21 protein-coding genes and 1 tRNA gene are annotated in these 24,825 nt (G+C 43.8%); 8 read left to right on the top strand and 14 right to left on the bottom strand.

Going from position 1 to position 24,825, the window contains the following annotated elements; genetic code table 11:
- Positions 1 to 22: 22 nt before the first annotated feature.
- The gene (locus NG798_RS00960; RefSeq protein ID WP_261219924.1) at positions 23 to 1,204 is read left to right on the top strand and encodes an LL-diaminopimelate aminotransferase; all 1,182 of its coding nucleotides are present in this window, start codon (positions 23 to 25) and stop codon (positions 1,202 to 1,204) included.
- Positions 1,205 to 1,378: 174 nt separating this feature from the next.
- On the opposite strand, the gene NG798_RS00955 is transcribed toward NG798_RS00960, so the two are convergent.
- Positions 1,379 to 3,187, bottom strand: a complete 1,809-nt coding sequence (locus NG798_RS00955) for a M3 family oligoendopeptidase (RefSeq protein WP_261219923.1) — start codon at positions 3,185 to 3,187, stop codon at positions 1,379 to 1,381.
- Positions 3,188 to 3,304: 117 nt separating this feature from the next.
- Here NG798_RS00955 and NG798_RS00950 point away from each other — a divergent pair, with 117 nt between their 5' ends.
- Together NG798_RS00950 and uvrC are read left to right on the top strand one after the other, a co-directional pair.
- The gene (locus tag NG798_RS00950) at positions 3,305 to 3,706 is read left to right on the top strand and encodes a nuclear transport factor 2 family protein (RefSeq protein ID WP_261219922.1); all 402 of its coding nucleotides are present in this window, start codon (positions 3,305 to 3,307) and stop codon (positions 3,704 to 3,706) included.
- A 185-nt stretch (positions 3,707 to 3,891) separates the two neighbouring features.
- Positions 3,892 to 5,772 carry an excinuclease ABC subunit UvrC gene (gene uvrC / locus NG798_RS00945; protein ID WP_261220525.1) on the top strand — a complete coding sequence of 627 codons (1,881 nt, stop codon included), beginning with the start codon at positions 3,892 to 3,894 and terminating at the stop codon, positions 5,770 to 5,772.
- 47 nt (positions 5,773 to 5,819) lie between these two features.
- On the opposite strand, the gene NG798_RS00940 is transcribed toward uvrC, so the two are convergent.
- The gene (locus NG798_RS00940; RefSeq protein ID WP_261219921.1) at positions 5,820 to 6,386 is read right to left on the bottom strand and encodes a Uma2 family endonuclease; all 567 of its coding nucleotides are present in this window, start codon (positions 6,384 to 6,386) and stop codon (positions 5,820 to 5,822) included.
- A gap of 253 nt (positions 6,387 to 6,639) precedes the next feature.
- Between NG798_RS00940 and NG798_RS00935 the strand changes: the two genes are divergently transcribed.
- From NG798_RS00935 to NG798_RS00920, 4 genes are all read left to right on the top strand, one after another.
- The gene (locus tag NG798_RS00935) at positions 6,640 to 7,005 is read left to right on the top strand and encodes a DUF1818 family protein (protein ID WP_261219919.1); all 366 of its coding nucleotides are present in this window, start codon (positions 6,640 to 6,642) and stop codon (positions 7,003 to 7,005) included.
- A gap of 50 nt (positions 7,006 to 7,055) precedes the next feature.
- Positions 7,056 to 7,129: transfer RNA gene (locus NG798_RS00930), tRNA-Pro, on the top strand.
- 225 nt (positions 7,130 to 7,354) lie between these two features.
- Positions 7,355 to 7,648 (top strand): ATP-dependent Clp protease adapter ClpS, encoded by a 294-nt coding sequence (clpS, locus tag NG798_RS00925; RefSeq protein WP_261220524.1) that lies wholly within the window; start codon positions 7,355 to 7,357, stop codon positions 7,646 to 7,648.
- 104 nt (positions 7,649 to 7,752) lie between these two features.
- A complete protein-coding gene (locus NG798_RS00920) occupies positions 7,753 to 8,049 on the top strand; it encodes a DUF2103 domain-containing protein (RefSeq protein WP_261219917.1) in 297 nt (98 codons plus the stop codon).
- A 266-nt stretch (positions 8,050 to 8,315) separates the two neighbouring features.
- Here NG798_RS00920 and NG798_RS00915 read toward each other — a convergent pair whose 3' ends face one another.
- Complete coding sequence (locus NG798_RS00915; protein WP_261219915.1) at positions 8,316 to 10,664, bottom strand: serine/threonine-protein kinase; 2,349 nt, start codon at positions 10,662 to 10,664, stop codon at positions 8,316 to 8,318.
- Between the two features lie 196 nt (positions 10,665 to 10,860).
- Positions 10,861 to 12,054, bottom strand: a complete 1,194-nt coding sequence (locus tag NG798_RS00910; protein ID WP_261219913.1) for an MFS transporter — start codon at positions 12,052 to 12,054, stop codon at positions 10,861 to 10,863.
- Between the two features lie 311 nt (positions 12,055 to 12,365).
- On the opposite strand from NG798_RS00910, the gene NG798_RS00905 reads away from it, so the two are divergent.
- On the top strand, positions 12,366 to 13,451 hold the full coding sequence (locus tag NG798_RS00905; protein WP_261219912.1) for an N-acetylmuramoyl-L-alanine amidase: 1,086 nt from the start codon (positions 12,366 to 12,368) through the stop codon (positions 13,449 to 13,451).
- A gap of 62 nt (positions 13,452 to 13,513) precedes the next feature.
- Here NG798_RS00905 and NG798_RS00900 read toward each other — a convergent pair whose 3' ends face one another.
- The 10 genes from NG798_RS00900 to NG798_RS00855 all read right to left on the bottom strand — a co-directional run bounded on the left by NG798_RS00900 (position 13,514) and on the right by NG798_RS00855 (position 24,248).
- Positions 13,514 to 14,434 carry an NAD(+) kinase gene (locus NG798_RS00900; RefSeq protein ID WP_261219911.1) on the bottom strand — a complete coding sequence of 307 codons (921 nt, stop codon included), beginning with the start codon at positions 14,432 to 14,434 and terminating at the stop codon, positions 13,514 to 13,516.
- A gap of 154 nt (positions 14,435 to 14,588) precedes the next feature.
- Positions 14,589 to 14,894: an NADH-quinone oxidoreductase subunit NuoK gene (gene nuoK / locus NG798_RS00895; protein WP_261220523.1), complete on the bottom strand. Its 306-nt coding sequence runs from the start codon at positions 14,892 to 14,894 to the stop codon at positions 14,589 to 14,591.
- Between the two features lie 86 nt (positions 14,895 to 14,980).
- The gene (locus NG798_RS00890; protein WP_261219909.1) at positions 14,981 to 15,613 is read right to left on the bottom strand and encodes an NADH-quinone oxidoreductase subunit J; all 633 of its coding nucleotides are present in this window, start codon (positions 15,611 to 15,613) and stop codon (positions 14,981 to 14,983) included.
- Positions 15,614 to 15,730: 117 nt separating this feature from the next.
- Positions 15,731 to 16,315: an NAD(P)H-quinone oxidoreductase subunit I gene (ndhI, locus tag NG798_RS00885; RefSeq protein ID WP_261219907.1), complete on the bottom strand. Its 585-nt coding sequence runs from the start codon at positions 16,313 to 16,315 to the stop codon at positions 15,731 to 15,733.
- Between the two features lie 88 nt (positions 16,316 to 16,403).
- A complete protein-coding gene (nuoH, locus tag NG798_RS00880) occupies positions 16,404 to 17,522 on the bottom strand; it encodes an NADH-quinone oxidoreductase subunit NuoH (RefSeq protein ID WP_261219906.1) in 1,119 nt (372 codons plus the stop codon).
- A 272-nt stretch (positions 17,523 to 17,794) separates the two neighbouring features.
- Complete coding sequence (locus NG798_RS00875; protein ID WP_261219905.1) at positions 17,795 to 18,649, bottom strand: metal ABC transporter permease; 855 nt, start codon at positions 18,647 to 18,649, stop codon at positions 17,795 to 17,797.
- Between the two features lie 20 nt (positions 18,650 to 18,669).
- The gene (locus NG798_RS00870; RefSeq protein WP_261219904.1) at positions 18,670 to 19,518 is read right to left on the bottom strand and encodes a metal ABC transporter ATP-binding protein; all 849 of its coding nucleotides are present in this window, start codon (positions 19,516 to 19,518) and stop codon (positions 18,670 to 18,672) included.
- Between the two features lie 5 nt (positions 19,519 to 19,523).
- A complete protein-coding gene (locus NG798_RS00865) occupies positions 19,524 to 20,480 on the bottom strand; it encodes a metal ABC transporter solute-binding protein, Zn/Mn family (RefSeq protein ID WP_261219903.1) in 957 nt (318 codons plus the stop codon).
- A gap of 199 nt (positions 20,481 to 20,679) precedes the next feature.
- A complete protein-coding gene (locus tag NG798_RS00860; protein WP_261219901.1) occupies positions 20,680 to 22,233 on the bottom strand; it encodes an FAD-binding oxidoreductase in 1,554 nt (517 codons plus the stop codon).
- Between the two features lie 170 nt (positions 22,234 to 22,403).
- A complete protein-coding gene (locus NG798_RS00855) occupies positions 22,404 to 24,248 on the bottom strand; it encodes a hypothetical protein (protein WP_261219900.1) in 1,845 nt (614 codons plus the stop codon).
- Between the last annotated feature and the right edge of the window lie 577 nt (positions 24,249 to 24,825).

Below are 24,825 nucleotides of genomic sequence, written 5' to 3'. Positions count from 1 at the left end.
GTAGTTTTTTGGCTTGGTAATTATGAGATTTGCTAAACGTTTAGAGCCTTTACAAGCTAATGTTTTTGCTGATATGGATCGGGCAAAGGCTAAGGCTTTGGCTGCCGGTTTAGAAGTGATTGATTTGTCTTTGGGGTCTTCGGATCAACCGGCTGCTGAGCATATTTTAGCGGCGATTTCTGAGTCTTTGCATGACCAACAAACTCACCAATATTTACTTTTTAATGGGACGAGAGATTTCCGCAAGGCGGTGGCTGTTTGGTATGAAGAAAGATTTGGTGTGCCGGTTGATGCGGAAACGGAAGTTTTAACTTTAATTGGTTCGCAGGAAGGTACGGCTCATTTACCTTTGGCGGTTTTGAATCCGGGTGATTTTGCATTACTTTTAGATCCTGGTTATCCTTCCCATGCTGGGGGGGTTTATTTGGCTGGCGGGCAAATTTATCCGATGGAGTTACGGGCGGAAAATGGGTTTTTGCCGGTGTTTGAAGAGGTGCCGGTTCATGTTTTGGAACAAGCAAAAATGATGGTGTTGAGTTATCCTCATAATCCTACTTCTGCGATAGCGCCACTTTCTTTTTTTGAAAAGGCGGTGGATTTTTGCCGGCAGCATGATTTGGTTTTGGTGCATGATTTTCCTTATGTGGATATGGTTTTTGATGGGGAAAAACCGCCTTCTGTTTTGCAAGCTGACCGCGAAAAAAGTGTTTCGATTGAGTTTTTTACGCTTTCTAAGTCGTATAATATGGGCGGTTTTCGGATTGGTTATGCGATTGGAAATGCTGAATTAATTCGGGCTTTGCGTCAGGTGAAGGCGGCGGTTGATTTTAATCAGTATAAGGGGATTTTAAATGGCGCTATTGCGGCTTTAACCGGCCCTCAAGAAGGTGTTACAGCCACAATGTCTGTGTTTCGTCAACGGCGGGATGCTTTTATTAAGGCACTTAATGATGTTGGCTGGCCGGTGGAAATGCCGGTGGCGACGATGTATGTTTGGGCAAAATTACCGGACAATTGGGCAAAAGATTCGATGGGTTTTTGTCAGAAATTGGTGGAGAAAACAGGGGTTGCTGTCTCTCCGGGTAGCGGTTTTGGTAAGGCGGGGGAAGGTTATGTGCGGTTTGCTTTGGTTCACGAACCGCGAATTTTAGAAAAGGCTGTGTCAAGAATTGCTGAGTTTTTAAAGTCATCGGGTAGAGAATAATGCCACGAGTGATTTTAATTGCCAATACGGTGATTTTTGGTTTGGTTTTAATACCTTCTTAAGTTCTGATTTTGTGGCGCTAAAATTTGGCGAGGCAAAAAAAGTTTTTATAGCAGAATAAAAACCCGGTAGCTTAAAGAAACCGGGTTTTTAAAGTCATTTTCAACGTTCGCCTTAAAAAAGCGTCGCTTCCAACTGGTCTAAGAGTTTTTCAATGTAACTCAACGCCGATTGAATCGTTTGGGGATCTTCTAAATCTACGCCTACATACTGGCGCAAAGCTTCCACCTGATTAAGGCTACCACCGGCCCCCAATAATTTCATATAACCGGGGATAAATTCTTTGCCGGTTTCTTGATATTTTTGATAGCAAGCCAAGCTGACAATATTTGAGGCTGTGTATTGATAGCAATAGAAAGGTTTAAAGAAAATGTGAGCAATTCTTGCCCAATCATACTGATGTTCGCTCAACAATTTTACGGCATCGCCACAGAGATTTTGATACAGTTCCATCCATTTTTCATTTACCCAGTTGCGGTCAAAACTTCCTTGTTCGGCGCGTTCGTGAATTGCCAATTCAAGCCGGCTAATTGTGCTTTGACGAAAAAGCAAACTAAACTGGTCTTCTAATTGCCGAGTTAACAAAGCTTTGCTTAGAGTTTTATTGCCCTCAGCTTGTTTCAGCAGGTAATCGAGCAACAGTAATTCATTAAAGGTAGAGGCAATTTCTGCTAAAACTAGGGGCGGATTGCTATTAAAATAAGATTGCTTATCGCCAATCCAAGCAAAATGTAAACCGTGACCCATTTCGTGAGCGAGGGTAAACAATGAATTGTAATCCTCGGTATAGGAAAGTAGGAGATAGCTATGCTTACCGTGCGTGTAGGAACAAAATGCACCGCCACGTTTTCCAGGGCGTACTTTTGCATCTACCCAATTTTTTACAAAAAATTCTTCGGCGCGACGAGCATAATTTATATCAAATTCCTCAATGGCTGCAAGTAAGGTTTCTACACCAGCTTGATAATTAATACTCGGTAATGCCGATTCCTCCCCAGTTGTCCAAGGTGCATAAACATCGCAAATACGGATTTTTTGACCGAGGTATTTTCCTTTGAGTTGATAATAACGTTGGAACAAGTCAAACCGCGAGCCGGTGCCGTCCATAATTGCCCGAAAAACCGGCTCGTAAACTTCATCAATTAATAACTGTTTTTGCAACGTGGAAGCATAGCCACGCATTTGATTTTCGATGCGATGATCTTGAGCAACGTTGTTAAGAATGTAGGCGTAGAGAGAGTTGTGCTGTTTTACAACTTTTCTCACAGACTGGTATGCTTGATAGCGTAACTCTGCATTTGGTTGAAATAATAAAGCGCTGAGTTGAGCTTCTTCGCTAATCGTTTGGCCGTCAGGAGTAGTCACCGGCTCGTATTCTTGTTCACCTAAATGAATTGTGCGTAATTCTATAAACGCTTGTCTGCCGGTGAGGTTATCTTGGTTGCGAGTTTGTTCTACTTCTTCTAAGAGTTTGTGCGGGCGAAATTCAGCGATGCGATGCAAATAATGTCCATAGTTGGCGAGGGCCGGTGAGTTTTGTAATTCCGCAAATTGTTCCGCATTTAGCTCTTTGAGTTCTAAGTCAAAAAACAGCAACTGATTTTCGATTAAAGTCAGTGCTTCCATGACTTTATCGAGGTATTGTTTCGCCTCGCTGTTGCGAGTGTCCGCAGAAAACACAAGGGAAGGAAAGGCATAAAGATAGCCGGATTTTTCGGCAATTAGTTCTAGTTGTTTTAAGCAACTAGCGACTTCTTCCGGTCGGAGTTCTGCTACTTTACCGCGATAGTTTTCTCGAAACTGTGCGGCGGTTTGTTGCAGAGTTTGTAAGTCTTGGTTGAGGTTAGGATCGTCAAAGCTAGTGTAAAGATCGGATAAGTCCCATTGTTGCGGTGTGTCGAGTTGAGCCGTGATCTGAGCCAAGGTTGTACTCCTTAAATGAAAATTTTTAGGGTTTTCTTTATTATTTTGGCGCCAAAAGAGGCTTTTGTAATCCCCAAAAGTTGTTACATTGAGGATAAAGGTTCAAAAGAAGGTGTTATGAGCGATCAAAACTTAAAAGTGGTGCAGGATATTTACGCAGCGTTTCGACGCGGAGATTTATCGGGTATTTTAAGTAGGCTGGCCGAAAATGTGCAGTGGGAAACGGCGTTTAAGCGCGAGATGATACCGTCTACTGGCCGGTGGGAAGGCCGGCGGAGGGTGGAAGAGTTTTTTGGTGCTATGTTTGCAGCAGAAAAAGTTGAGCATTTGGAAGTTAGAGAGTTTATTGATGCCGGCGATCAGGTGGTTGTTTTGGGGTTTAATCGTATGCAAACGCCTTTCAGCGGCATGATTTATGAGAATGATTGGGTGATGGTTTGGACGCTAAAAGATGGCAAAATTACGCGGTTCCGCGAGTTTTCTGATCGGGTGCCGGCTCGTGTTTTGTTTGCTGGGTAGTTTGTGTTGGCTGGTTGGGAGGTTTTTTAACCGCATCCTATAGCAGATAAACGCAGATAAATGCAGATGTGGGATGGTTGTTTACTACTGCGTTTTGCGATTTTTTGGTGGAGAAGGTAAAATAAGATTAGTATCCGATGGGATGCCGGCACTTTTGAAATTTTACCTTTTTGTTTTTATTTGTAATGCCATTAATTAAAATTCTGACTTTGGTTAAAGATCCTGAAAGGTTGGAAAGTCGGCTTAAGGAAATTCCCGCCGAACCTGGGGTTTATTTGATGCGGGATGGAAATGAGCGCATCCTTTACATTGGTAAGTCTAAAAAGCTGCGTTCGCGTGTACGTTCCTATTTTCGAGAGTCGCAACGTTTGAGTGATCGCATTGCGATGATGGTGCAACAAGTCGCAGAAATTGAGTTTATTGTGACGGATACGGAAACGGAAGCTTTGGCGCTGGAAGCGAATCTTGTTAAGCAGCATCAACCTTATTTTAATGTGCTTCTCAAGGATGATAAAAAATATCCTTATTTGTGTATTACTTGGTCGGAAAATTATCCGCGAATTTTTATTACTCGCAAGCGTCGTGCCGGCAATAAAAAAGACCGCTATTATGGCCCTTATACGGATGTGCGGGCTTTGCGGACGACGCTGCATATTATCAAGCGGATTTTTCCCCTCAGACAACGCCCTCAACCTCTGTTTAAAGACCGGCCTTGTTTAAATTATGACATTGGCCGGTGTCCGGGGGTTTGTCAATTGTTGGTTTCGCCGGAAGACTACCATAAAACAGTGCAAAAAGTGGCGATGATTTTTCAAGGACGCTCTCAGGAATTGGTGGAAATTTTAAACGCCCAAATGGAAGAGGCTGCGGAAAATTTGAATTTTGAGAAGGCGGCGAAAATTCGAGATCAAATTAATAGCTTAAAGTCGCTGAATGCTGATCAAAAAGTTTCTTTGCCGAATGATACCGTTTCGCGGGATGCGTTGGCTTTGGCTACAAATGGCGAAATTGCTTGTGTGCAATTGTTCCAAATTCGGGCCGGTCAATTAGTTGGCCGGTTGGGGTTTGTGGCTGAGGTTCCTTCGGGAAAGGCTGAACCAGGGGCGATTTTACAGCGGGTTTTAGAAGAACATTATCAAACTGTTGAGCCGGTGGAAATTCCGACAGAAATTTTGGTGCAATATGAGTTACCCGATAGCGAAATGTTGGAGAGTTGGTTAAGTGAACAAAAGGGGAGAAAAGTAACCGTTGTTGCGCCGCAACGACAACTCAAAGCTGAGTTAATTGAGATGGTTGAGCGCAATGCGGAATATGAGCTTGAACGGATGAAAAAGCAGGGGGATCGCAATAACGAAGCGATGCAAGATTTGGCGGATATTTTGGATTTACCAGATGTGCCGCATCGGATAGAAGGTTATGATATTTCTCATGTTCAAGGCTCAAATGCTGTGGCTTCTCAGGTGGTTTTTATTGATGGGTTGCCGGCTAAACAACATTACCGTCATTACAAGATTAAAAACCCTAATGTTACTAGCGGACATTCCGATGATTTTGCAAGTTTAGCAGAAGTTATTGGGCGCCGGTTTCGTAAGTATTTGGAAGACCCAAATTTGCAGCGAACCGGCAATCCAGACTGGCCAGATTTGGTAATGATTGATGGTGGAAAAGGTCAATTATCTTCTGTAGTTGCTGTTTTGCAAAATATGAACTTGTTGGAAGATTTGCGGGTAGTCAGTTTGGCAAAACAACGGGAAGAAATCTTTTTACCAGGGGAATCTTTTCCTCTGGAAACAAATGCAGAACAGCCAGGAGTACAGTTATTACGCCGGCTTCGGGATGAGGCACACCGGTTTGCTGTAACGTTCCACCGGCAACAACGCAGCGAAAAGATGAAACGTTCTCGTTTAGATGAAATTCCGGGGTTAGGTTTTAAGCGGCAAAAAGAACTTTTAGCGCATTTCAGATCTATTGATTATATTCGCATAGCAACACCGGCACAGTTGTCAGAAGCACCCGGAATTGGGCCGCATTTAGCACAGGAAATCTACAATTATTTTCATCCCTAGTTTTTTAGTGGAAAGCTGAAATAAAACCCGCGCCGACGGGTTATTTTTTATCCATTTAAAATTTGCTCGGCGGTGAGGGTTAATTCGGGAAAAGTTGGGGAAATGAGAGTTTGCGGGCCGGTGAACACAGCCTCATCATAAAACCCATCAATTAACTGTAAAACTGTCACCTTTGCTTCAATCGGATCGACAATCCAATATTCAGGAATTGCCACTACTGCATATTCTGAACGTTTGTAACGATAATCATCTTGGGGGTTGCCGGGGCTGACAATTTCCACTGCCAGAAGTGGGGGGTTTTCCAACACAGCGCAGGACATGGTTCTGATTTCTTCGCACTGGTTTTGTGAAAGAATCACTAAGTCAGGAATTCGAGATTTTTTATCAGCCGTCCGAACGCCCACATTACTAGGAATGACTTTCCAATCTCGATTTAAACGGTTGATTTCAGCTTTCAACACATCGTAAATATAAACCAAAATCAGCGCATGAATTCCACTAGCTGGGGGCATAGGTTTTAATTCTCCATTAAATAGTTCATATTTGCTATCTGTGCCATCACAGTAGCTTAGATACTCTTCAAAGGTGTAATATTTTTGGGCTGTTAGTGTCATAGTGTTGCCTCCGGCAATAAGTTGGCTGCTTTAGGCGAAAGTTAAATTTTATCATTACACCCGTATTCTTGGCAATTTAAGCAGCATGATATATTTTCTCACAAAATGGCGGGCAGGATGCCCGCCCCACTGGTGGAGCAGGCAACATGAGCGCTATACATCTGCGGTTAAAAAAAACACCCCAACAAAAAAACATCAAAATAGGCTCTAGTATTATTAGAAAACCTAAAATCTGGCAATCAAAAATACCCCGATGGAACGTATCATAAAAACCGGCAATGGTTGGCGTTTAGGATGGCAACCAAACGCATCGCAATATAACGGGTTAGTAGCAGGAGAAAATTGGGCAATAGAACTCACAGAAGCCGAATTAAATGACTTTTGTAGACTTGCCAAACAACTAAGCGACACAATGCAGCAAATGACAACCGAACTCATGGAAGAAGAGAAAATAAGCTGCGAAGCCGAAAGCGAACAATTGTGGATGGAGGTAGAAGGCTATCCCAGCGCCTACAGCCTCCACTTTATCCTCTATTCAGGACGCGGAGCCGAGGGCAAATGGCCACCAGCGGCAGTGAGCGAAATGATCACCGCCATCGAAACCTTAAAAGTTTTTTGAAAAAAGGGGTTGACTTTCTTGCTGGTTGTGCTAATATAAATATTCGCAGGCGGGGCGTAGCGCAGCTTGGTAGCGCACTACTTTGGGGTAGTAGGGGTCGTGGGTTCAAATCCCGCCGCTCCGATTGCAAAATTAAACGCCAGAAACCCCACTGGCATCTTCACCTCAGAGGTCAGGCGATCTCTGAGGTGAATTGTTTTTTGCCCTCTGGCTATCGTAGTTAACTACTAATCCCCAGACACTCCTGGGCTTGAAATAAAATATTGCTAAACGCTATTTTGTTAGTTTGTGTAAAAGTAATTCCCTTAACGCTCCTATGACAACGGTAATTTCAACACCGGCTCACGCAATGGCAACTTCTCCCACAGTCACGCCAGATCGTGCCAGTCAAGTCATCCAAAAACCTTATCCAAATTACAAGGTAATCGTCTTAAATGATGATTTTAATACCTTTGAGCACGTTGCTGAATGTTTGATGAAATATATTCCAGGGATGACAGGAGACCTCGCCTGGGATCTCACCAATCAAGTACATTTTCAAGGACAAGCAACCGTGTGGGTGGGGCCGCAAGAACAAGCTGAACTATACCATCAGCAGCTAAGTCGGGCCGGTTTAACAATGGCGCCGCTGGAAAAAGCATAAATTCACAAGGCCGGTGGAATCTTTTTACCCTGTGACGTGAAAATTAATAGTTTTTGTCAATAAGCAGCCTAAACTAAAAAGGTACTGATTTGGAGGCAAAAATTATGCCAAATTCAACCACCGGCAGACTTGTTTGGAATCATTCGACCCATTTACCGGGATTAATTGCAATTTTAGAGCGCCTGTGCAAATGCGCCGGCATTCAAACCGTCACCCCCGGCGTTATCAGCAACGTCAAAGGGCACATCCCCCACATGACCGTCAGAATTTCTGTTCCCATTCGTGGCGGCTTTAAATTAATTGCCAGACAAGGCAAAACTGTTCAAGAAGTATTTATTATCACCGCACTCTCTCAAAAAGAGCTAGAATCAGCCCTAGAATTAGCCATCAAGAAAAAATAACTTTTCTTTAATGGCTTTTTGTTCTACATTTCAATTGGTTAGTGTCTGTGAAACAATCTAAAAATAGCATCTACCTAAAAGCCGGTTGCCCTAAGAAGCCGGCTTTTTTTAATTTCTCCAAAACCCCCATATTCGCCCATCCATTAGCCTTGTAGGGGCCGGTTCTCCCTAGCCTTAGCCTCTAAACAATAATCTCCCTTATTCCCGCCCCACCAAAGCCCGAAAAAAGCAGAAATAGCTCCTTAATTTATTGCATTTTCGCCCCATCATCTAAACCAAAGTTTCACAGAATTATCTTTTCCCGAACTTGCAAGGCTTTTGCCATCAGGACTAAACTGCACCGCATAAACCTCATCAGAATGACCCTCAAGAGTATTAATCAACTCCCCAGAATCTAAACTCCAAAGCTTCACCGTTTTATCCTTACTTCCACTCGCAATTGTTTTGCCATCAGGACTGATCGCCAGCCCCACAATTTGATCAGAATGTGCTTCAATTGTGCGAATTAAATCACCTGTTTCTGCATTCCAAACTTTCAAAGTTTTATCATAACTTCCACTCACCACCGTCCTACCATCCCGACTAATCGCCACCGCACGAACATCACTTAAATGTCCAGAAAGATTATGTAATAAAGTGCCGGTGCCAAACTCCCAAATTTTAAGAGTTCCATCCCGACTTCCACTCACCATAGTTTTACCATCACCACTAATTGCAAGCGAATACACATAATCTGCATGATCTCCTAGGGTATAAACCGGCCTCCCCGTCTCCAAATTCCAAACCTTAATCTTTTTATCCTCACTTCCCGTCGCCAAATTATTCCCATTAGGATTAAACGCCACACTCCACACCGCCGCGTCATGTTCCATAGTGCGAATTAAATCACCAGTTTCGGCATTAAATAACAAAACTCTCCAAAAAAAACTGCCGGTTGCTAACTGCTTGCCATCAGGACTAAACGCCACCGTCCAAACTGCACCCTTATCGCCATCTAAACTGCGAATCACCTCATTTTTTGCCAAATCCCAAATTTTTATTGTTTTATCTCGACTGCCGGTTGCTAACAGCTTGCCATCGGGACTAAACGCAACTGCACCCACAGCATCCGTATGGCCGGTTAACGTCTTCACTTCTGCATTTTTCCAATTAATACCGGCTTCACACAGCTTTAAAACTCGCTCCGATTTATAATAAAAACTGCTATTTTGTGGAAAGCCCTTAGCCTGTTCAATACACTTTTCGTAATTTCCCTCTTTAGCTAAAGACTCAATAGCGCTTAATTGCTTTTCTAAACCCTGCCGGCGCTGCGTAGATTCAAAAAACTTGACCACTCCCCAAATAACGCCAATACCCAGCAAACCGGCCACACCAATTGCCCACCAACGACTCGGAAACTTCCAATTTGGCAAAGTAGGAGATAACTTAATAGCCGGCAGTTTTCCCCCCAGCTTATTTTCTATTTTTGTAATATCCTCATCCTTTAAACCTAAAACTTGCTGCAACCGTTTCAACTCATCCAAAGTCTCTTGAGAAAGTGGGTTTTCTTGTTTTCGCGCTTCCACCAAAGCTCGCCGGTATTGGTCAACTTTTTCTTGATAATTTCGATAAGGTCTTAAAACTTCCTCTTCTATTTTCTCCGCCTCCTCAGATTCCAACTCCAAACTATTACGAAGCGCATCTAAAATACTGCGTCCCACCACCGAAACTTCACCACGACTGCTTGCACGTCTTTCCACTTCTTCCCGATAAATCATTAGCTTAGGAACCCGAATTCCTGAACGGTCGCCAATTTTAATTAAATCCGCCAACACCTCAGACGAAGACTGATAGCGCTGTCGGTAATCATGGCGCACCATTTTATCTAAAATATCCGCAAACTCCGCCCCTACAATTGCCAAATGTCGCCAGACAATATCCCCATTCTGGAAATGTTTAGGATCTCGAAGCTTTGGCAAATCATAAATCGGTAAACCTGTCAAAGCTTGAATGCCAATCATCCCCAGCGCATAAATATCGCTATTTAATTGGGGGTTATATTGAAATTGCTCCACCGGCATATATTCCATTGTTCCTATTCGCATCGTCGGCGGCATTGGAGTTTGGGAAAACTGGGTACCAATTTCTTTAACAGCGCCAAAATCAATTAAAACTAATTTTCCATCAGGATGCCGGCGAATTAAATTACTTGGTTTAATATCTCTGTGAATTACTCCATGTTTATGCACAAAAACCAAAATTTCCAGCACTTCCCGCATCAAAGTCATTACCTGATTTTCTAGCAACGGTTTACCCGGTAAAATTTCCTCTGCCAAAGAATGACCAGGCACAAATTCTTCAACTAAATAAAACTCTTTATTTTCTTCAAAATAAGCAAATAATTGGGGGATTTGTTCATGCTGACCTAACTTTTCTAAAATTTCCGCTTCCTTATCAAACAATCGACGAGCAGTTTCCAAAAGCTTGACATCATTTGCCGATGGTTTTAAATGCTTGACAAAACATTCTGGATGTCCTGGCCGGTGGGTGTCTTTGGCCAGATAGATGTGTCCAAATTCCGCCGTTCCAATAATTTCGGTAATTCGATAACGTCTGTCTAAAAGTTGACCTATCATAGCTGAGGATATCCTTGTGTTGGTAGATGATGACATGAAACTGTAATTTGTGATGCTTTGCAACCGTTGCCGGCAAAAAAGTATGAGATTCTTAAATCAGAGTCTTGAGATTTTAGCAAATCATAACACCCTTACACAATTCGTGAATTTCCCGAAACTACATTCAAACAGATAAAATGCCGGTCGCTTGCTCAATTTACTCATTTCTTGCTGTCATAGTCCGTCGAGAAGCCGGCACACAAATAAGAGCAACCCCAAATACAATAACTGCCCCCAAAACAGCATTAATCCCATTCATTTTTCCAAACCAAAGATTAATCATCCTAAATAATACCATTGCCGCCCCATTACCTCCCAAATATAAACCAGTCGCTAAACCGGTTTTTCCCTCAGAGACTACCTCCAAAGCAAAAGGAACCCCACAATTAAACACCATACTTAACCCCAAACCCAACCCAATTATTAACGCAAATGCCACAGCAGCACTACTGTTAACAACCGCCAACGCCATCAAGCCGGTTAACCCACCCATTCCCAACAATAAAGCCTTTTGATTCCCTAATTTAACCGCTAAATTGCCTAAAAAAATAGCACTCACACCCGCCACAAACAACATTAAAGCTGCAATAAACTCCACCCCCACCGCTAACTCTTCTTGCAAAACTATCGGAAAAACTGCCAACACAAAATTAACCAACATTCCCGCACAGACGCCTACCACAAAAATATAAATAAAAAAAGATAACTTTTCTCGATAATATATCCGGTTAGTTTTGACATTTAGCGCTTTTCTTGGTAAAAGATACTTCATCACAGTAGCCGCCAAAACTAACACAATTGCTCCCAACAAAAACGTAACAACACCCCCAAGCAAATCAATAACCTTGCCCACAAACGGCCCCAAAGAACCCACCAAACCCGCCACCAAAGTTAAAACCGCATTCGCTCTAGGTAACTCATCAGGAGGAGCATAACGGCTCAATAACGAAATAGCCGGAGTTTGAAAAATTTTCATCGAAGCAACCCAAAATAACATCAAAACCGGCAACACCCAACGCCAACCAACAGAAGGATTAATTTGCAAAGTCAAAGCCACAGAAACGAAAATTAAACCCGTTAAAATCACACCAATATTAATAACAGGCCACCGGCTGCCAGTAGTAATCTGGAATCGGTCAGAAAAAGCCCCTATTAACGGATCAATAACCGCACTCAGCAAACCTTGAGCCATGCCAAAATAAACTACTAAACCCGTAAACTCATAGGTTTGCAAAATTTTCGGCTGGGATATCTCATAAGCCATCCAGCTAAACGTAATCGCCGCTTGTAACGCTGCCAAACCCCAAACGCAGCGCCACAAAATCCCCCGCGTAACTATTGTATTGCTCATCTGGTTCCTCCTGTTTAATGCTTTGGCTGGCTCAGCCACCTCTCTTGATCCCGAAAAAAGGCCGAATTGTTGTTATTTTTTTCCTGATCCACTCAGCCAAAATTGTTAACTTTTATTTATAACTTCAGACCAGTTTGTGTTCAAAAGTACCGACAGGCTAGACAATAGAAGTTAGAACAGACCAGACCGACCTATCGAGCTAAAAGTTCCCATTGTCCAAAAGCTTGCCGACAAAAAAAGACGAGCAGGCAGAGGGTTCAAAAAAACTGAAAATTATCTCACCTGAAAACACATCAAAAAAAGGAAAAAAAATGGGTCAAACCATCAAAAAAATCTACCTTCACTGGACAGCTACCCCCTATAACTGGGTAGAAGCCGGTCACTATCACACCGTTGTATTAGGAAACGGTAAAGTAAGACGCCTCACAGCCTACGACCAATTTCTGCCAGAACACACCGCCTGCCGAAATCAAGACTCCGTTGGCATGGCAATTTCCTGCATGGGAGGCGACGGTTGGGAAGACTATCCCCCCACAGAAATTCAAATTGAAAACCTTTGCAAAGAAGTCGCTCAACTCGCATTTAAACTTGGTTGGAAACCCGATCAAGTGACCATCACGCGCATATTAACCCACGCAGAAGCAGCCGCAAATCGAGACTTTTCCATCGAAAGAGCTAAAAAAGTTTCTGGTTGGAGACTCCCCACCTCCACACCCCAAGCAGATCAGTACATGGACAGAGCTCGCGCATTAGGATTACCCCACGAAAATTACGGCCCTTCCTCCTGGTTTGATGGATGGCCGGGGGGATTTGTTGAACGCTGGGATTTATGGCAACTTAAACCCAACGAACGCAAAGGAGAAGGCGGTTTTATCCTCCGCGATAAAATCAAAAAATACCTCACAAAAATGACCACCCCCGAAATCGTCATTAAACCGGCAACTCCCACCCCCTCCAACGAATGTAAAATTTATCTTGATTCAAAATTAATCGCCACCGGCTACGTCTTATCAGACAACCGTTGCTACGTCCAACTAACCAAACTTACAGAAGCCTTAAAAATTTCCCTCAGAGTCAACAAAGACCCCGTTTATATCAACCTCTTGAGCGAAAAATTTACCCCCAAATATCTCGCTGATTCCCCCGTACTCATGGGTTACAGAAGCGTTGATATTTATATAAACCGGCCCGAAGACGAAGAAGGCGAAGCCATCAACGACCAAAAATTTCCTGCCCGTCCATTTATGCAAGGAATTCTTATCGACAACAGCACTCATGTTTTATTAGCAGACTTCTGCAATGAACTCAAAATTACCTGGGCGTTTCAAAGTTCCGACCGCTCAATTCGCATAACCACAACTCCACCCACCCCCGCAGCGAATACCAAATTAAAATAACCTCCAAATAGCTAAAAACCCGGTGCCTTAAAAAGACCGGGTTTTTATGAGCAAAAACTTGATTAATTGCGATGATTATTATCATAACGAATGCGCGCACCGGCCCACTGTAACTTTTCTCGCAAAGTTTGATAATAAGAATAATCGCCCCGCAAAATAATAAACTTTGCCTGACACTCAGCCATCCGTACATCAACTCGTTGACCAGACCAAATAGAAGTAGCCAAAACCCCATCCATCCACAACTTCATATCCGAACCGCGACTTGCCAAAGGCCAAATGCTCACCACAGAACCAGGAGGCAAAACCACAGGACGCGACGACAAACTCAAAGGACAAATAGGAGTAACAGCAATAGCCTCCATTGCATCGTGAATAATCGGGCCATTCGCAGAAGCAGTATAACAAGTTGAGCCCGTTGGAGTAGCCACAATCAACCCATCACCTTGATATTGATCAACCACCTCCCCATCAACTTCCATCTCCAAAATAGCCGTCGGCATACGATCAACAGCAGCCGGTTTCACACACATTTCATTTAAAGCCAAAAACCGATCAGAAGCCGGTTCTAAATTCTCACGACCGCCATCAAAAATCGTCGCCTGCAACATCATCCGCCGTTGAATTGCATAACGATCCTCCAACAAACGATCCCAAACCCCAACAGAATCTTGGAACAACTCAGAAGGCTCCGTCAAAAACCCCAAATGCCCCCCCACATTCACCGCCAAAATTGGAATTCCATCAGCCGCCACCTGACGAGCCGCCGCCAAAGCCGTACCATCCCCACCCAAAACAATCGCCAAATCAATCGGAGAACTAGCAGAAGCCAAAAAAACCGGATAAGGATTATCATTAGGCCCAGAAGGCCCCATCAAAACCTTACAGCCCCGCTCTTCCAACTCACGCCCACACTGCTCAGCCCTGCGCCGGCTCACAGCATCCCCCGCCTTATAAGCAATAATCACCTGCTTTAACAGCACAAATCCACCCCTAAACATCAAAAAAATTATAACAACCCGCAAAAAAAACCCGGCCTCTCAAAGAAACCGGATTGCCCCACAAAAAATCCGCAAATCAAGCCCTAAACCCATCTCATTTATCTGCGTTCATCTGCGTTCATCTGCGGTTAAAAACTTACCACTTCAGCAAATTAAACTGCTCCATATCAACAGTATCCCGGTTGCGATAAATCGCCAAAACAATAGCCAAACCAACCGCCGCCTCAGCAGCAGCCACAGTAATCACAAAAACCGTAAAAACCTGACCCTTAATATTTTGAGGATCAATATAATTAGAAAACGCCATCAAATTGAGATTAACCGCATTCAAAAGCAACTCAATAGACATCAAAACCCGCACAGCATTACGGCTAGTAATCAAGCCAAAAATGCCAATACAAAACAAAGCCGCCGCCAACAACAAAAAATACTGAACTTGCAACATAAAACTCCCCTCATCAAACGTAGTAAAAAGCACTTTCCCCAACTTTTAAAAACATTGAGGAGAAATGCCAGTCAACAAAAAAATTATTTGGAATTCCCCGAAGGAAATTGAGGACGATCTACCTGAGAAGCAACCAAATCGCGCGGACGTTCTGGCAGAGTCAAAACCGGCGGCTGAGGTAACTGAGAAGAAATTTCTTCCGGCAGATATTCCCGACGCGCCAAAATAATCGCCCCCACCATTGCCATCAGCAACAGCACAGAAGCCATCTCAAACGGCAACAAAAAGTCGCTAAAGAAATGTTCGCCCAGCTTAACAATCGACTCATCACCGGCCGGTACAGCCGCCGAAACAGCCCAAGGAGTAGACAAAACCATCGTCCCCAAAAGCGCAAACAAACCAACACAAACCAACGCCGTCGCACCTCTGCGAATCCAAGCATTAGTCATCGGCACAAAATCCTCGCGCTTATTGACGAGCATAATTGCAAACAAAATCAAAACGTTAACAGCGCCCACATAAACAAGCAACTGCGCCGCCGCCACAAAATCAGCATTTAGCAGCAAATACATCCCTGCAATACTGATAAAAACAGCCGCCAGCAAAAACGCCGAATAAACAATATTAGAAAGCAGCACCACACCAAGCGCCGCCCCAATCATCATCAATGCCAGCAACCCAAAAGAAACAACTTGAACGCCTTCCGCTAAATTCACAGCTTTTTGTCCTCAGTTAGTTGAAAATCACTTTGGGTAAGAGGTAATCGCTCAAAAAATCCAGCATTTTTTGTTTCCAATGAGCGACAAAATTTCCCCCTTACCACGCACAGAAAATTACTTTTTGGTTTGTTCCATAATTTGCTCAGGGCGCAAACCGGCACGCTGGGAACCCGCAGGCAAATCGTGACCATCAATTTCGCCCTTCGGCAAATAAGCAAACTCACGAATCGGAGTCACCATCGGGTCATTTGTTACCTTATAAGGCAAACGACCCAAAGCAACGTTATCAAAATTCAACTCATGCCGGTCATAAACAGCTAACTCGTACTCTTCCGTCATTGACAAACAATTAGTCGGGCAGTATTCCACACAATTTCCGCAGAAAATACACACCCCGAAATCGATACTATAGTGCTTAAGCTGCTTCTTCTTCGTTTCCTTATTAAACTCCCAATCAACCACCGGCAAATTGATCGGACAAACCCGAACACAAACCTCACAAGAAATACACTTATCAAACTCAAAATGAATCCGACCCCGGAAACGTTCAGAAGGAATCACCTTTTCGTAAGGATATTGCACCGTCACCGGGCGCCGGCGCATATGGTCAAAAGTCACAGATAAACCTTGACCAATATATTTAGCAGCTTGAAACGCTTCTTTTGTGTAATCGCCCACTTGATTGAGAAACTTTAACATGATGCTCTTTCTCTTTTGTTAGGTCAAAAATCCTTAATCAAAAGTCCTTGGTCATTGGGCAAATATATCGCCAATGACCCAAACTTTTTTAGCCACCAAAAGCAAACGGAAAAGCCAGTTTCAGACCGGCAGTTAGTAACAAATTAACTAACCCAACCGGCAACAAAAACTTCCAGCCTAGATCCAGCAATTGGTCAATACGAACGCGGGGAACAGTCCAGCGCAACAAAATCGCCAAAAACACAAAGAAATAAGCCTTGAGCAAAGTCATCGTAATGCCCAAAGTCCCATTCACAACTTGCAACCAAGGAGTAGACTCACTCACGCCCAACCAACCGGCAACCACGCCAACCGGAAGCGGAGACTCCCAACCGCCGAAATACAAAACCGCAACCATCAAAGCCGACAGCACAAGGTTTACATAAGAAGCCAGATAATAGAGCGCAAACTTCATACCAGAGTATTCAGTTTGATAACCGGCCACCAACTCTTCCTCAGCTTCCGGCAAGTCAAAAGGTAAACGTTCGCATTCCGCCAAAGCAGCAATCCAGAAAATAATAAAACCCACCGGTTGCCGCCAGATATTCCAGCCCAAAATTCCATAACCGGCTTGTTGGTTAACAATATCAATAGTGCTGAGACTATTCGACATCATTACCACAGCCAAAACAGCCAGAGCCAGCGGAATTTCATAACTAATTGATTGTGCTGCTGCCCGCAACCCTCCCAACAGAGAGTATTTATTATTAGAAGCGTAACCAGACATCAACAAACCAATCGGCTGAAGGCTGGCCAAAGCAATCCACAAAAACACCGCCGAACCCACATCACTAAGGATGAGATTTTGTCCAAACGGCACGATTAGATACGACACAAAAACCGGAATAATCACAATGATTGGCCCAGCCGTAAACAGAATCGTATCTGTTTTCGCAGCCACCACATCTTCCTTAAAAACCAACTTCAAACCATCAGCCGCCGCCTGCAAAACACCAAGCGGGCCGGCATACTCTGGCCCGATTCGCTGTTGAGCCGCCGCCGAAATTTTTCGCTCAAGCCAAACAGTCACTAGCACCCCAACGGTAGCCGCCACCAGCAACACCAGCATCGGCAAAGGCATCCAAAGCACCTTTGCAGTGCCGGCTGGCAGGCCCAAATTCCGCAGGGCTTCTATAAAACTTCCTTGCAGGTCTATTCCAGGGTTCATGTTTCCCGCTCAATGACAGATTATGAAGATATTTAACTTGCCCCAACTTAGTATATCGCTCGGTGGTGGACACAAGGAAAGCCCCGACCGGCTCTTTTACTCACCGCCCCATCATCCCTGCTTATAACCTTCATAGATTTTTCCCTTTCCGCCTACAGACGTTCCGCCGTCCAGACGTTCCAGCGGAACGTCTCTACCATAAACCCAAAAAACAAACAGACAACACATCTGTGGGGCATCCTGGCTGCCCTCAATATGCGCTAGTAAAACCCTCAACCACGCACCAGCAGCTTTCGCCCCACCAAAATCAGCAAAAACACCAAAAACTGCACCACCACAATACTAGGGCCAGACGCCAAATTAAACGAACCCGAAACCACCATCCCGCCAATACTACTCAAAGCCCCCAAAAACACAGAAATTCCCAAAAATCTCGCAAATTGATGCGTCACCAATTTAGCTGTCGCCGCCGGAATCACCAAAAAAGCATTAACCAACAACACACCCACCGCCTTAATAGCCACCGCCACCGCCAAAGAAAGCAACATCACAAACAAATATTGATGCAGCTTCACCGCAATTCCTTGAACCTTTGCCACCCCAACATTTAACGTAATCAAAACTTGCTGCCGCAACGTCGAAAGCAAAAACACACTACTACTAACCAACAACCCCAAAATCAACAACAAATCTGTATTCCCAATCCCTAAAATATCCCCAAACAAAACCCCCATCAAATTACCTTGATAGCCTTTAATAAAACTCGTCAAAATCACACCAGCAGCCAAAGCCGCCGAAACAGCAATACTAAAAACGCTATCATTATTTAAATCAGTTTGCTCAATTAAATATAAAACCAAAACCCCAAAAGCCAGCGTAAAAGGTAACAAAGTCCAAGTCGGATCTATCCCTAACAATAACCCTATTGCAATTCCCACCAACGCCGCATGACCGACAGTATGACTAAAAAAAGATAACTGTCTCAAAGTCACAAAACATCCCAATAATCCCCCCAACATTCCCATCAAAACCCCACCGGCAAGCGCTCTCTGCATGAAGGGATATTGCAGCAAAGTTAAAAAATCATTGCTTTGAGCCAAACCAAAAAACGAAGAAAAAAATAGCATGATTTCCAGCCGATAAAGCTTTAATGTTTGTGGTAATACCGACTAAAAGCCGGCCCATAAGTCGCCAAAAGATTCTGCGTAGAAAGAGCAATTTCTGGCGTGCCGGTGCAAACAATACTTTGATTTAGGCAAATAACGCGGTCACAATGCCGGCTTACCATATCTAAATCATGGGAAACTTGCAACACTGTCCAATTTTGCTCACTTTTTAGCTCATTTAACAACGAATAAAATTCAGCCTCCCCTTGAGCATCAACCCCCGCAAAAGCTTCATCTAATACCAACAACTGCCGCCGCATCACCAAACAATAAGCCAGCAAAACTCTTTTCAATTGTCCGCCACTTAAAGTCCCAATTGCTTGATGCCTCAAATGATAAGCATCTACTCGCTGCAAAGCAATTTTTACAGCCATTTCTTTTTCAGGATTTTTTTGCCAAAGTTCCTTAAATCTTAAAGAAAATTTCCCAGCCTTCTTTGTATTCCCATCCCCAGTTTCCCTTTTCTCTTCCTTCACCCATCCCAAAGCTACCAACTCCGCTACCGAAAGCGGAAAACTGCGATCAAATACAAAATTCTGTGGCACATAGCCAATTTGATGTGCTAAATTTCCCAACCTTTCTAAAGACCGGCCAAAAATTTCTATATTTCCAGAACTCCGTTTAATTAAGCCCAGAATCGCCCGCACCAGCGTACTCTTGCCCGCCCCATTTGGGCCGACTACAGCAGTATCCGTTCCCCGTTGTAATTCAAAGGAAACATTATTAAGCGCTGCATAGTTACCTTGATAAACCGTTAAATCGCTGACCTTCAAAACGGGCACATTTAAAGCAGCAAGTTGCCAACTTTCAGACAAATTATAATTACTCACGTTTTTTACTTACACGCCGATTTAATAGTTTCTAAATTTGTTCGCATAGCCGAAAAATAATGCTGAGGTTCCAGCGGGCCGGTTTCCAAAGAATCCAGCGGACGCAACTCTAAATTCAAATCTTTTGACAGACTCGACAACAACTTATTATCAACCCCAGACTCACCAAACAAAGCCTTAACATTATATTGCTTAACCGCTTCAATTGTTCTCTGCACATCTGCCGGTGACAAACTTGATTCGGGAATTTCCACCACAGCCACTTGTCGGAGGTTATAACGCTTCGCCAAATACGGAAAAGCGTCATGGAAAGTAATAAAAGTACAGTTCGGATACTTTGCTAATTGTTGCTTAAATTCAGCATCCAACTGTTCAAGCTGCTGAATATAAGCAGCGGCGTTTGCTTGATAGGTTCCCTTATTTTCTGGATCAACTTCCATCAAATTATCCCGAATCACCTCCACTTGCTGTTTTGCCAAAACTGGATCAAGCCAAACATGAGGATTACCATCACTGTGCGAGTGATCATGTTCTTTTTCACCGCCACTTTTAACCGGCTTCTCTACCGGCGAAACTTCTTCTAATATTGAAATACCCGAACTCGCTTCAATTTCCTTTAACTTTGTATTTTGAGCATTCTTAACCGTCGTTTCCAAAAACTCCTCTAAACCCATACCATTTTTTACCAAAATATCCGCTTTCGATATCGCTTGAACATTCGCCGGTGTTGCTTGATATTCGTGTAAATCTGTCCCCGGAGGTAGTAAAACTTCTACCTCTGCTTTTTCCCCCGCCACCGCCTTCGTAAACCAATACATCGGCAAAAATGTCGCCACTATTTTAAGTTGAGGTTTTTCAGATACCGGACTTTGCAATTTAGATGCAGGCGGTTGAGGCTGCTCACTGCACGCCAAAAGCAACAAAAAAGCCGGTAACAAATTCCGCAGGTTGAGATATCTCACACACTTTCTCCGCAAATCAAACTCAAAGCACCTTTGTGCTCTCGATCTTCATTTTAGCTCTATTATGAGACTTATTCTCATTCTCTTTTTAGGCCGAAAGGCCAAAGGAGTCAGCGAAAAACCGGCACCCCTACCCCCCATGAAGATGTTTTTCCACAAAATCACCCTCCCGAAGTTAGGATGAATTTTTCAAACCAACCTAGCCATGATGATCGCTTCCTGATCCAAACTTCCAGCCATCCAACCGGCGCTGCATATAATAATCCCATCCCGCCGGCAAACTTTTTAAACCCAATTCCAAGCCATTCCCCACCGAAAACAAGCCGGTATAAACCCCCAAATTCACATAATGCCCCATCCACTCCACCAACGGCATTATCCCCAACTGCGGAACTAAATTTGCAATTAATTTCGGATGATTCAAAGCAGTTTTTAACAACGTTTGACTCAATCCCGAAAACTGCACCACATCCTGCAAAAACGGCTTCAAAACCGGCTCACCCAACTTTTCCATTTCTGCAAACACCGCCGACAACAAACGATTAATTTGTTGAGGTTCTGCCTTTTGATTCAATCCCACAGTCATCGCCTTTTGAAACAACCAAGTCACCGACAAACTTGGCTGATAAGGTTGCAACAAAGCCAACGCATTCTGGCTCAAAATATCCGCTTTTAACGCCTCCTCAACCCCCACCGTTAACCGCTGCAAATGGCGCAACATTGCCCCAAAACCCCCAAAACTCAAAGGCGACTGACACCCACTACTATCCCCCACCGCTATCACCCGATCCCAAGGCATTTGGACAGGGCTTTGACGATAAGAAGGAAAAAAACCAAACAACGCCCGCACCAAGTTTAAATGCTCAATTTCCACATTTTGATATTGAGGCAATAATCGCAAATATTCCTCAAACAAAAACTCCAAACTAAACCTATCTGCCTCAGCATCCAAATAAGTAAATAAATAAGTCGTTCTGCCATCGCGTGCCGGAAAAGCTTCCCAAAAATATTGACATTGGTGCAAAATTGGAGTAAAAGAAACCAACAAATCCCCCGTTTCATTTTGTGCAAACCCTTTCGCACAACTCCCCACCACCAAACAAATACCATCGGGTTTTTCTCCTTGGCGGGCTTGTTTAATAATCGGCGAAAAATGCCCCATTGCATCCATTAACAACCGGCCTTTCAACTCTTGCTTGCCCGCCTCCACCACCACCCCATCAGGATATAGCACAGCTTCTTTAAATGCCGTATCTTCTAACAAATATCCACCGCAATCTAAAAATTTTTTCTTTAATTTTTCTAGCAAAAAAACAGGATCAACACCTATATTTAAAACATCCCTGATCCAAACTTCCTTACCCTCAAAAAATCTCACCCGCGCCGGATTATATTCGGTAGCAATAGCTTCATTTAACTCGCTTTGGGTTAATAAATCTAACTCCAAAAAAACCTCTAATTCCTGCCGAGAAACATTCCATTCCTGTTCCCTCCCTCGCAAAATTCCGCGTTCAATTAACGCCACCCGCCAACCACGAACAGCCAAAGCAGCCCCAATAAAAACTCCCAGAGTTCCCCCACAAATCACCACATCCCAATCAACATTTCCCAAAACTTGATTGCTTGTTTTTATAACCACCGGCACATCAGGGGACGTATTTTCTTTGATGTTTTTCCACAGGCTATCTACTCGTTGCAAACCGCTATAAACATCCCCCGGAAGTTGAGCTAAAAATTGTTGAGTTTTGGTCATGGGTGGGTGGGAATTTTAATAAAAATTATCTATGTAGTAGCGGTAATTGAGCCGGTATGTAGTATGGAGAAAAATAGCTAAAGTCCAACTACATACCTAAAATTTATTGATCTTCACCGCTAGGGACTTAGGAAGCCGATCTCTGCAAAAAACCGGCTTTCTACAACATTTTAAGTTCTCGGACGCGGCGTATAACTTCCAATCACACCCCCCGTCGAATCATACACCTGAACAGGAATACCCGCCCGATTACTAATAGTCTCCAAAGTTGATTGCAACTTCTGCACACGACTGTCTACAGTAGCCCGTGTTTTAGAATCATTCTTGCGATCTGCAATAGTCGCAGCTTGACGAATTGCCTTTTGATATTCAGGGCTAATATAAACCGTAATTCTATCTCCCGTCACCGCATAATCGCAAACCTTCAACCGGCCAGCGCAAGTTGTCCTTAAATCTTGCCGTACCTTTTGCAAAGTAACCGCAACTTGTAGCTTTGCTTGCGCTCGTTCCAAAGAACTATTATAAGCTTCCTTAAGAGGCAAAGACTGCTCATAATAATCGGTTCCCACCGGCACCTTTTCAGTATTAACAATCGCTTGTCGCCACAAAGAAACAGCTTGAGTCCACTGATTTTTTTCTTCAGAACGCTGAGCATTTTCTGCCAAACGCAAAGACTGATTATAAACCGCCGCCGCCTTTTCCTCCGTGATTTTCCGCGCTTGAGTTTCCAGCAACTTCGGCTGATAATTTTGCATTATTTGCTGAGCTTCTCGATGCGCCATAGTCCCCACCGGCACCTGCTGCAAAGCCTTTATTGCCGTTTGCCAAGTTGCATGAACTTGCTGCCAACCTTCCAAACTTTGAGCCACACCTTGACGAGCTTCCGCAATTTGTCCCGCTGAAATCGCTGCTCTTAGCTGATTTTCAGCTTTTTGCTCGCTTTGAATACGCTTGTTAACCACCTCTACATTCTTCTGGTACTCCTTAATTTTCTCCTCTCTCCAGCCATCAATTTGACTATCTGCGGGCAGCTTTTCCAATTTCGCAATAGCAGAGCGCCACAAACTTTGAATTTCTTGCCAAGTTCCCAGAGAATGCGGAGGATTTTGGCTTTTTTGTGAAGCTAAAGTAGCACTTTTTTGAATTTCCAACAAATCATCAAACACCCCGGCTCGATTTTGATAAGTTTGAATTAAACTCTGAGCTTCTTGATAGTAAAAAGACCAAAAAGGAATCGTTTTTAAAACTTCTTCAGCTTCTCTTAATTTGCTTTTTGCTTGTATCGGCGCAGCGGCAGTTTTCGCGCCTTCCAAAATTTTAACCGACTCCTGACCGAGTTCTTTTGCCGTTGCCAATTCCACACATTTGCCAATCACACAAGGCCGGGTCAAAGGATAAACAATCCCCAGCAATACCACCAAACTTACACCGGCACCCATAACCGTTGCCGGCAACCAGACGTTATCTTTCCTTGGCACCTCATCCACCGGTTTTGATACTGGCACCTCTTCCGTCATCATTTCCGGTTCTGGGGTAGAGGTTGCCTCCTTTGTTTCCCAAGGATCAGCCACATCCGCCGTCACTTTTGCCCTGTTTTCTGCCGTTAGAATCGGTTCCTCTGGCGAAAACTCAGCAGTAGCAACTTCCGACAGCGGTGGCATTTCTTCTTTGCTTACCAGTGGCACAGGCGGCACACCTGTAATGGTGGGCGCTGCAATACTAAAACTGTGAGTAGCGTAGGGTTGTTTTTTTTCTGTCACCTGGAGAAAAAGCTGCACTTTTTCCACCCAGTCGGGATGCAAAGCTGTGATGGCTTGCTCCAAAATGCTGAAAATTTGCTGAGTATCGGGCATTACTAACTCGCTATGCTGCCCCAAAACCATCAGCGTTTCGCTCCGGCGAGCACACCGCACTTGCATCGGGCCATTGGGAAATAATTTGAGTTGTAGGCGTTCTTCTAACTGCTGCCCTAAATGGCGTAAATCAGCCGGACGCACTGCTACTGTTGTTGTCATGGCTATCTCGTTTATTGCGTAAATTTCATTATGAAGCAGTTTTTAACATAACTTGGCTGTGTTGGTCGAATCCCCTCCTTAGCAGCTTGCTTAATCATCAGCCGTATGTCTAGTATCCTATCGCCTCAGCTTACCCCTACTGGCTCAACAATTGATCGCCGGCTCGTTTGGTTTTGGTGGCGATCATTTCCGATAAGCTAGATCAGGTGGCGACTCGCAGCTACCCACGCTCTTGCCGGAGTGCTGAACAGTTCTAACGGATATGACCACCACAAAAGATATACCAACTTGGATGTCATACCAAATCCGATGCCCAAAAGATACCCTATCTGTGATACAGCATCGGCGCTACTGTACATCTGTGGTTTAAAAAAAGCTCTAATGGGAAATCCAGAAAAAGACCTTGTATAAATCCAAGCTGCTATCCACCGGCAAAATTTCTACAAAATCAATTCCATAAGTGCTGAGTTACAAAAGCGAGCAATTTATAACTTTGGCAAGGGGCAATTAGCAATGGCAACATAAAAAAACTACCACTCCTAAAAACCACTCCCAAAAACCCTCCCTTATGATCCAA

This window comes from Ancylothrix sp. D3o, from assembly GCF_025370775.1.
Lineage (GTDB): Bacteria > Cyanobacteriota > Cyanobacteriia > Cyanobacteriales > Oscillatoriaceae > Ancylothrix.
This window is presented reverse-complemented; position numbering and strand designations above follow the sequence as displayed.

Bases quoted from the DNA above. Each gene is read 5' to 3' on its own strand.
- NG798_RS00910 (WP_261219913.1), bottom strand. From the start codon at position 12,054: ATGAGCAATACAATAGTTACGCGGGGGATTTTGTGGCGCTGCGTTTGG.
- nuoH (WP_261219906.1), bottom strand. From the start codon at position 17,522: ATGAACCCTGGAATAGACCTGCAAGGAAGTTTTATAGAAGCCCTGCGG.
- NG798_RS00860 (WP_261219901.1), bottom strand. From the start codon at position 22,233: ATGACCAAAACTCAACAATTTTTAGCTCAACTTCCGGGGGATGTTTAT.
- NG798_RS00855 (WP_261219900.1), bottom strand. From the start codon at position 24,248: ATGACAACAACAGTAGCAGTGCGTCCGGCTGATTTACGCCATTTAGGG.
- NG798_RS00935 (WP_261219919.1), top strand. From the start codon at position 6,640: ATGGAACGTATCATAAAAACCGGCAATGGTTGGCGTTTAGGATGGCAA.
- NG798_RS00950 (WP_261219922.1), top strand. From the start codon at position 3,305: ATGAGCGATCAAAACTTAAAAGTGGTGCAGGATATTTACGCAGCGTTT.
- clpS (WP_261220524.1), top strand. From the start codon at position 7,355: ATGGCAACTTCTCCCACAGTCACGCCAGATCGTGCCAGTCAAGTCATC.
- NG798_RS00920 (WP_261219917.1), top strand. From the start codon at position 7,753: ATGCCAAATTCAACCACCGGCAGACTTGTTTGGAATCATTCGACCCAT.
- uvrC (WP_261220525.1), top strand. From the start codon at position 3,892: ATGCCATTAATTAAAATTCTGACTTTGGTTAAAGATCCTGAAAGGTTG.
- NG798_RS00875 (WP_261219905.1), bottom strand. From the start codon at position 18,649: ATGCTATTTTTTTCTTCGTTTTTTGGTTTGGCTCAAAGCAATGATTTT.
- NG798_RS00960 (WP_261219924.1), top strand. From the start codon at position 23: ATGAGATTTGCTAAACGTTTAGAGCCTTTACAAGCTAATGTTTTTGCT.
- ndhI (WP_261219907.1), bottom strand. From the start codon at position 16,315: ATGTTAAAGTTTCTCAATCAAGTGGGCGATTACACAAAAGAAGCGTTT.
- NG798_RS00940 (WP_261219921.1), bottom strand. From the start codon at position 6,386: ATGACACTAACAGCCCAAAAATATTACACCTTTGAAGAGTATCTAAGC.
- NG798_RS00905 (WP_261219912.1), top strand. From the start codon at position 12,366: ATGGGTCAAACCATCAAAAAAATCTACCTTCACTGGACAGCTACCCCC.
- NG798_RS00915 (WP_261219915.1), bottom strand. From the start codon at position 10,664: ATGATAGGTCAACTTTTAGACAGACGTTATCGAATTACCGAAATTATT.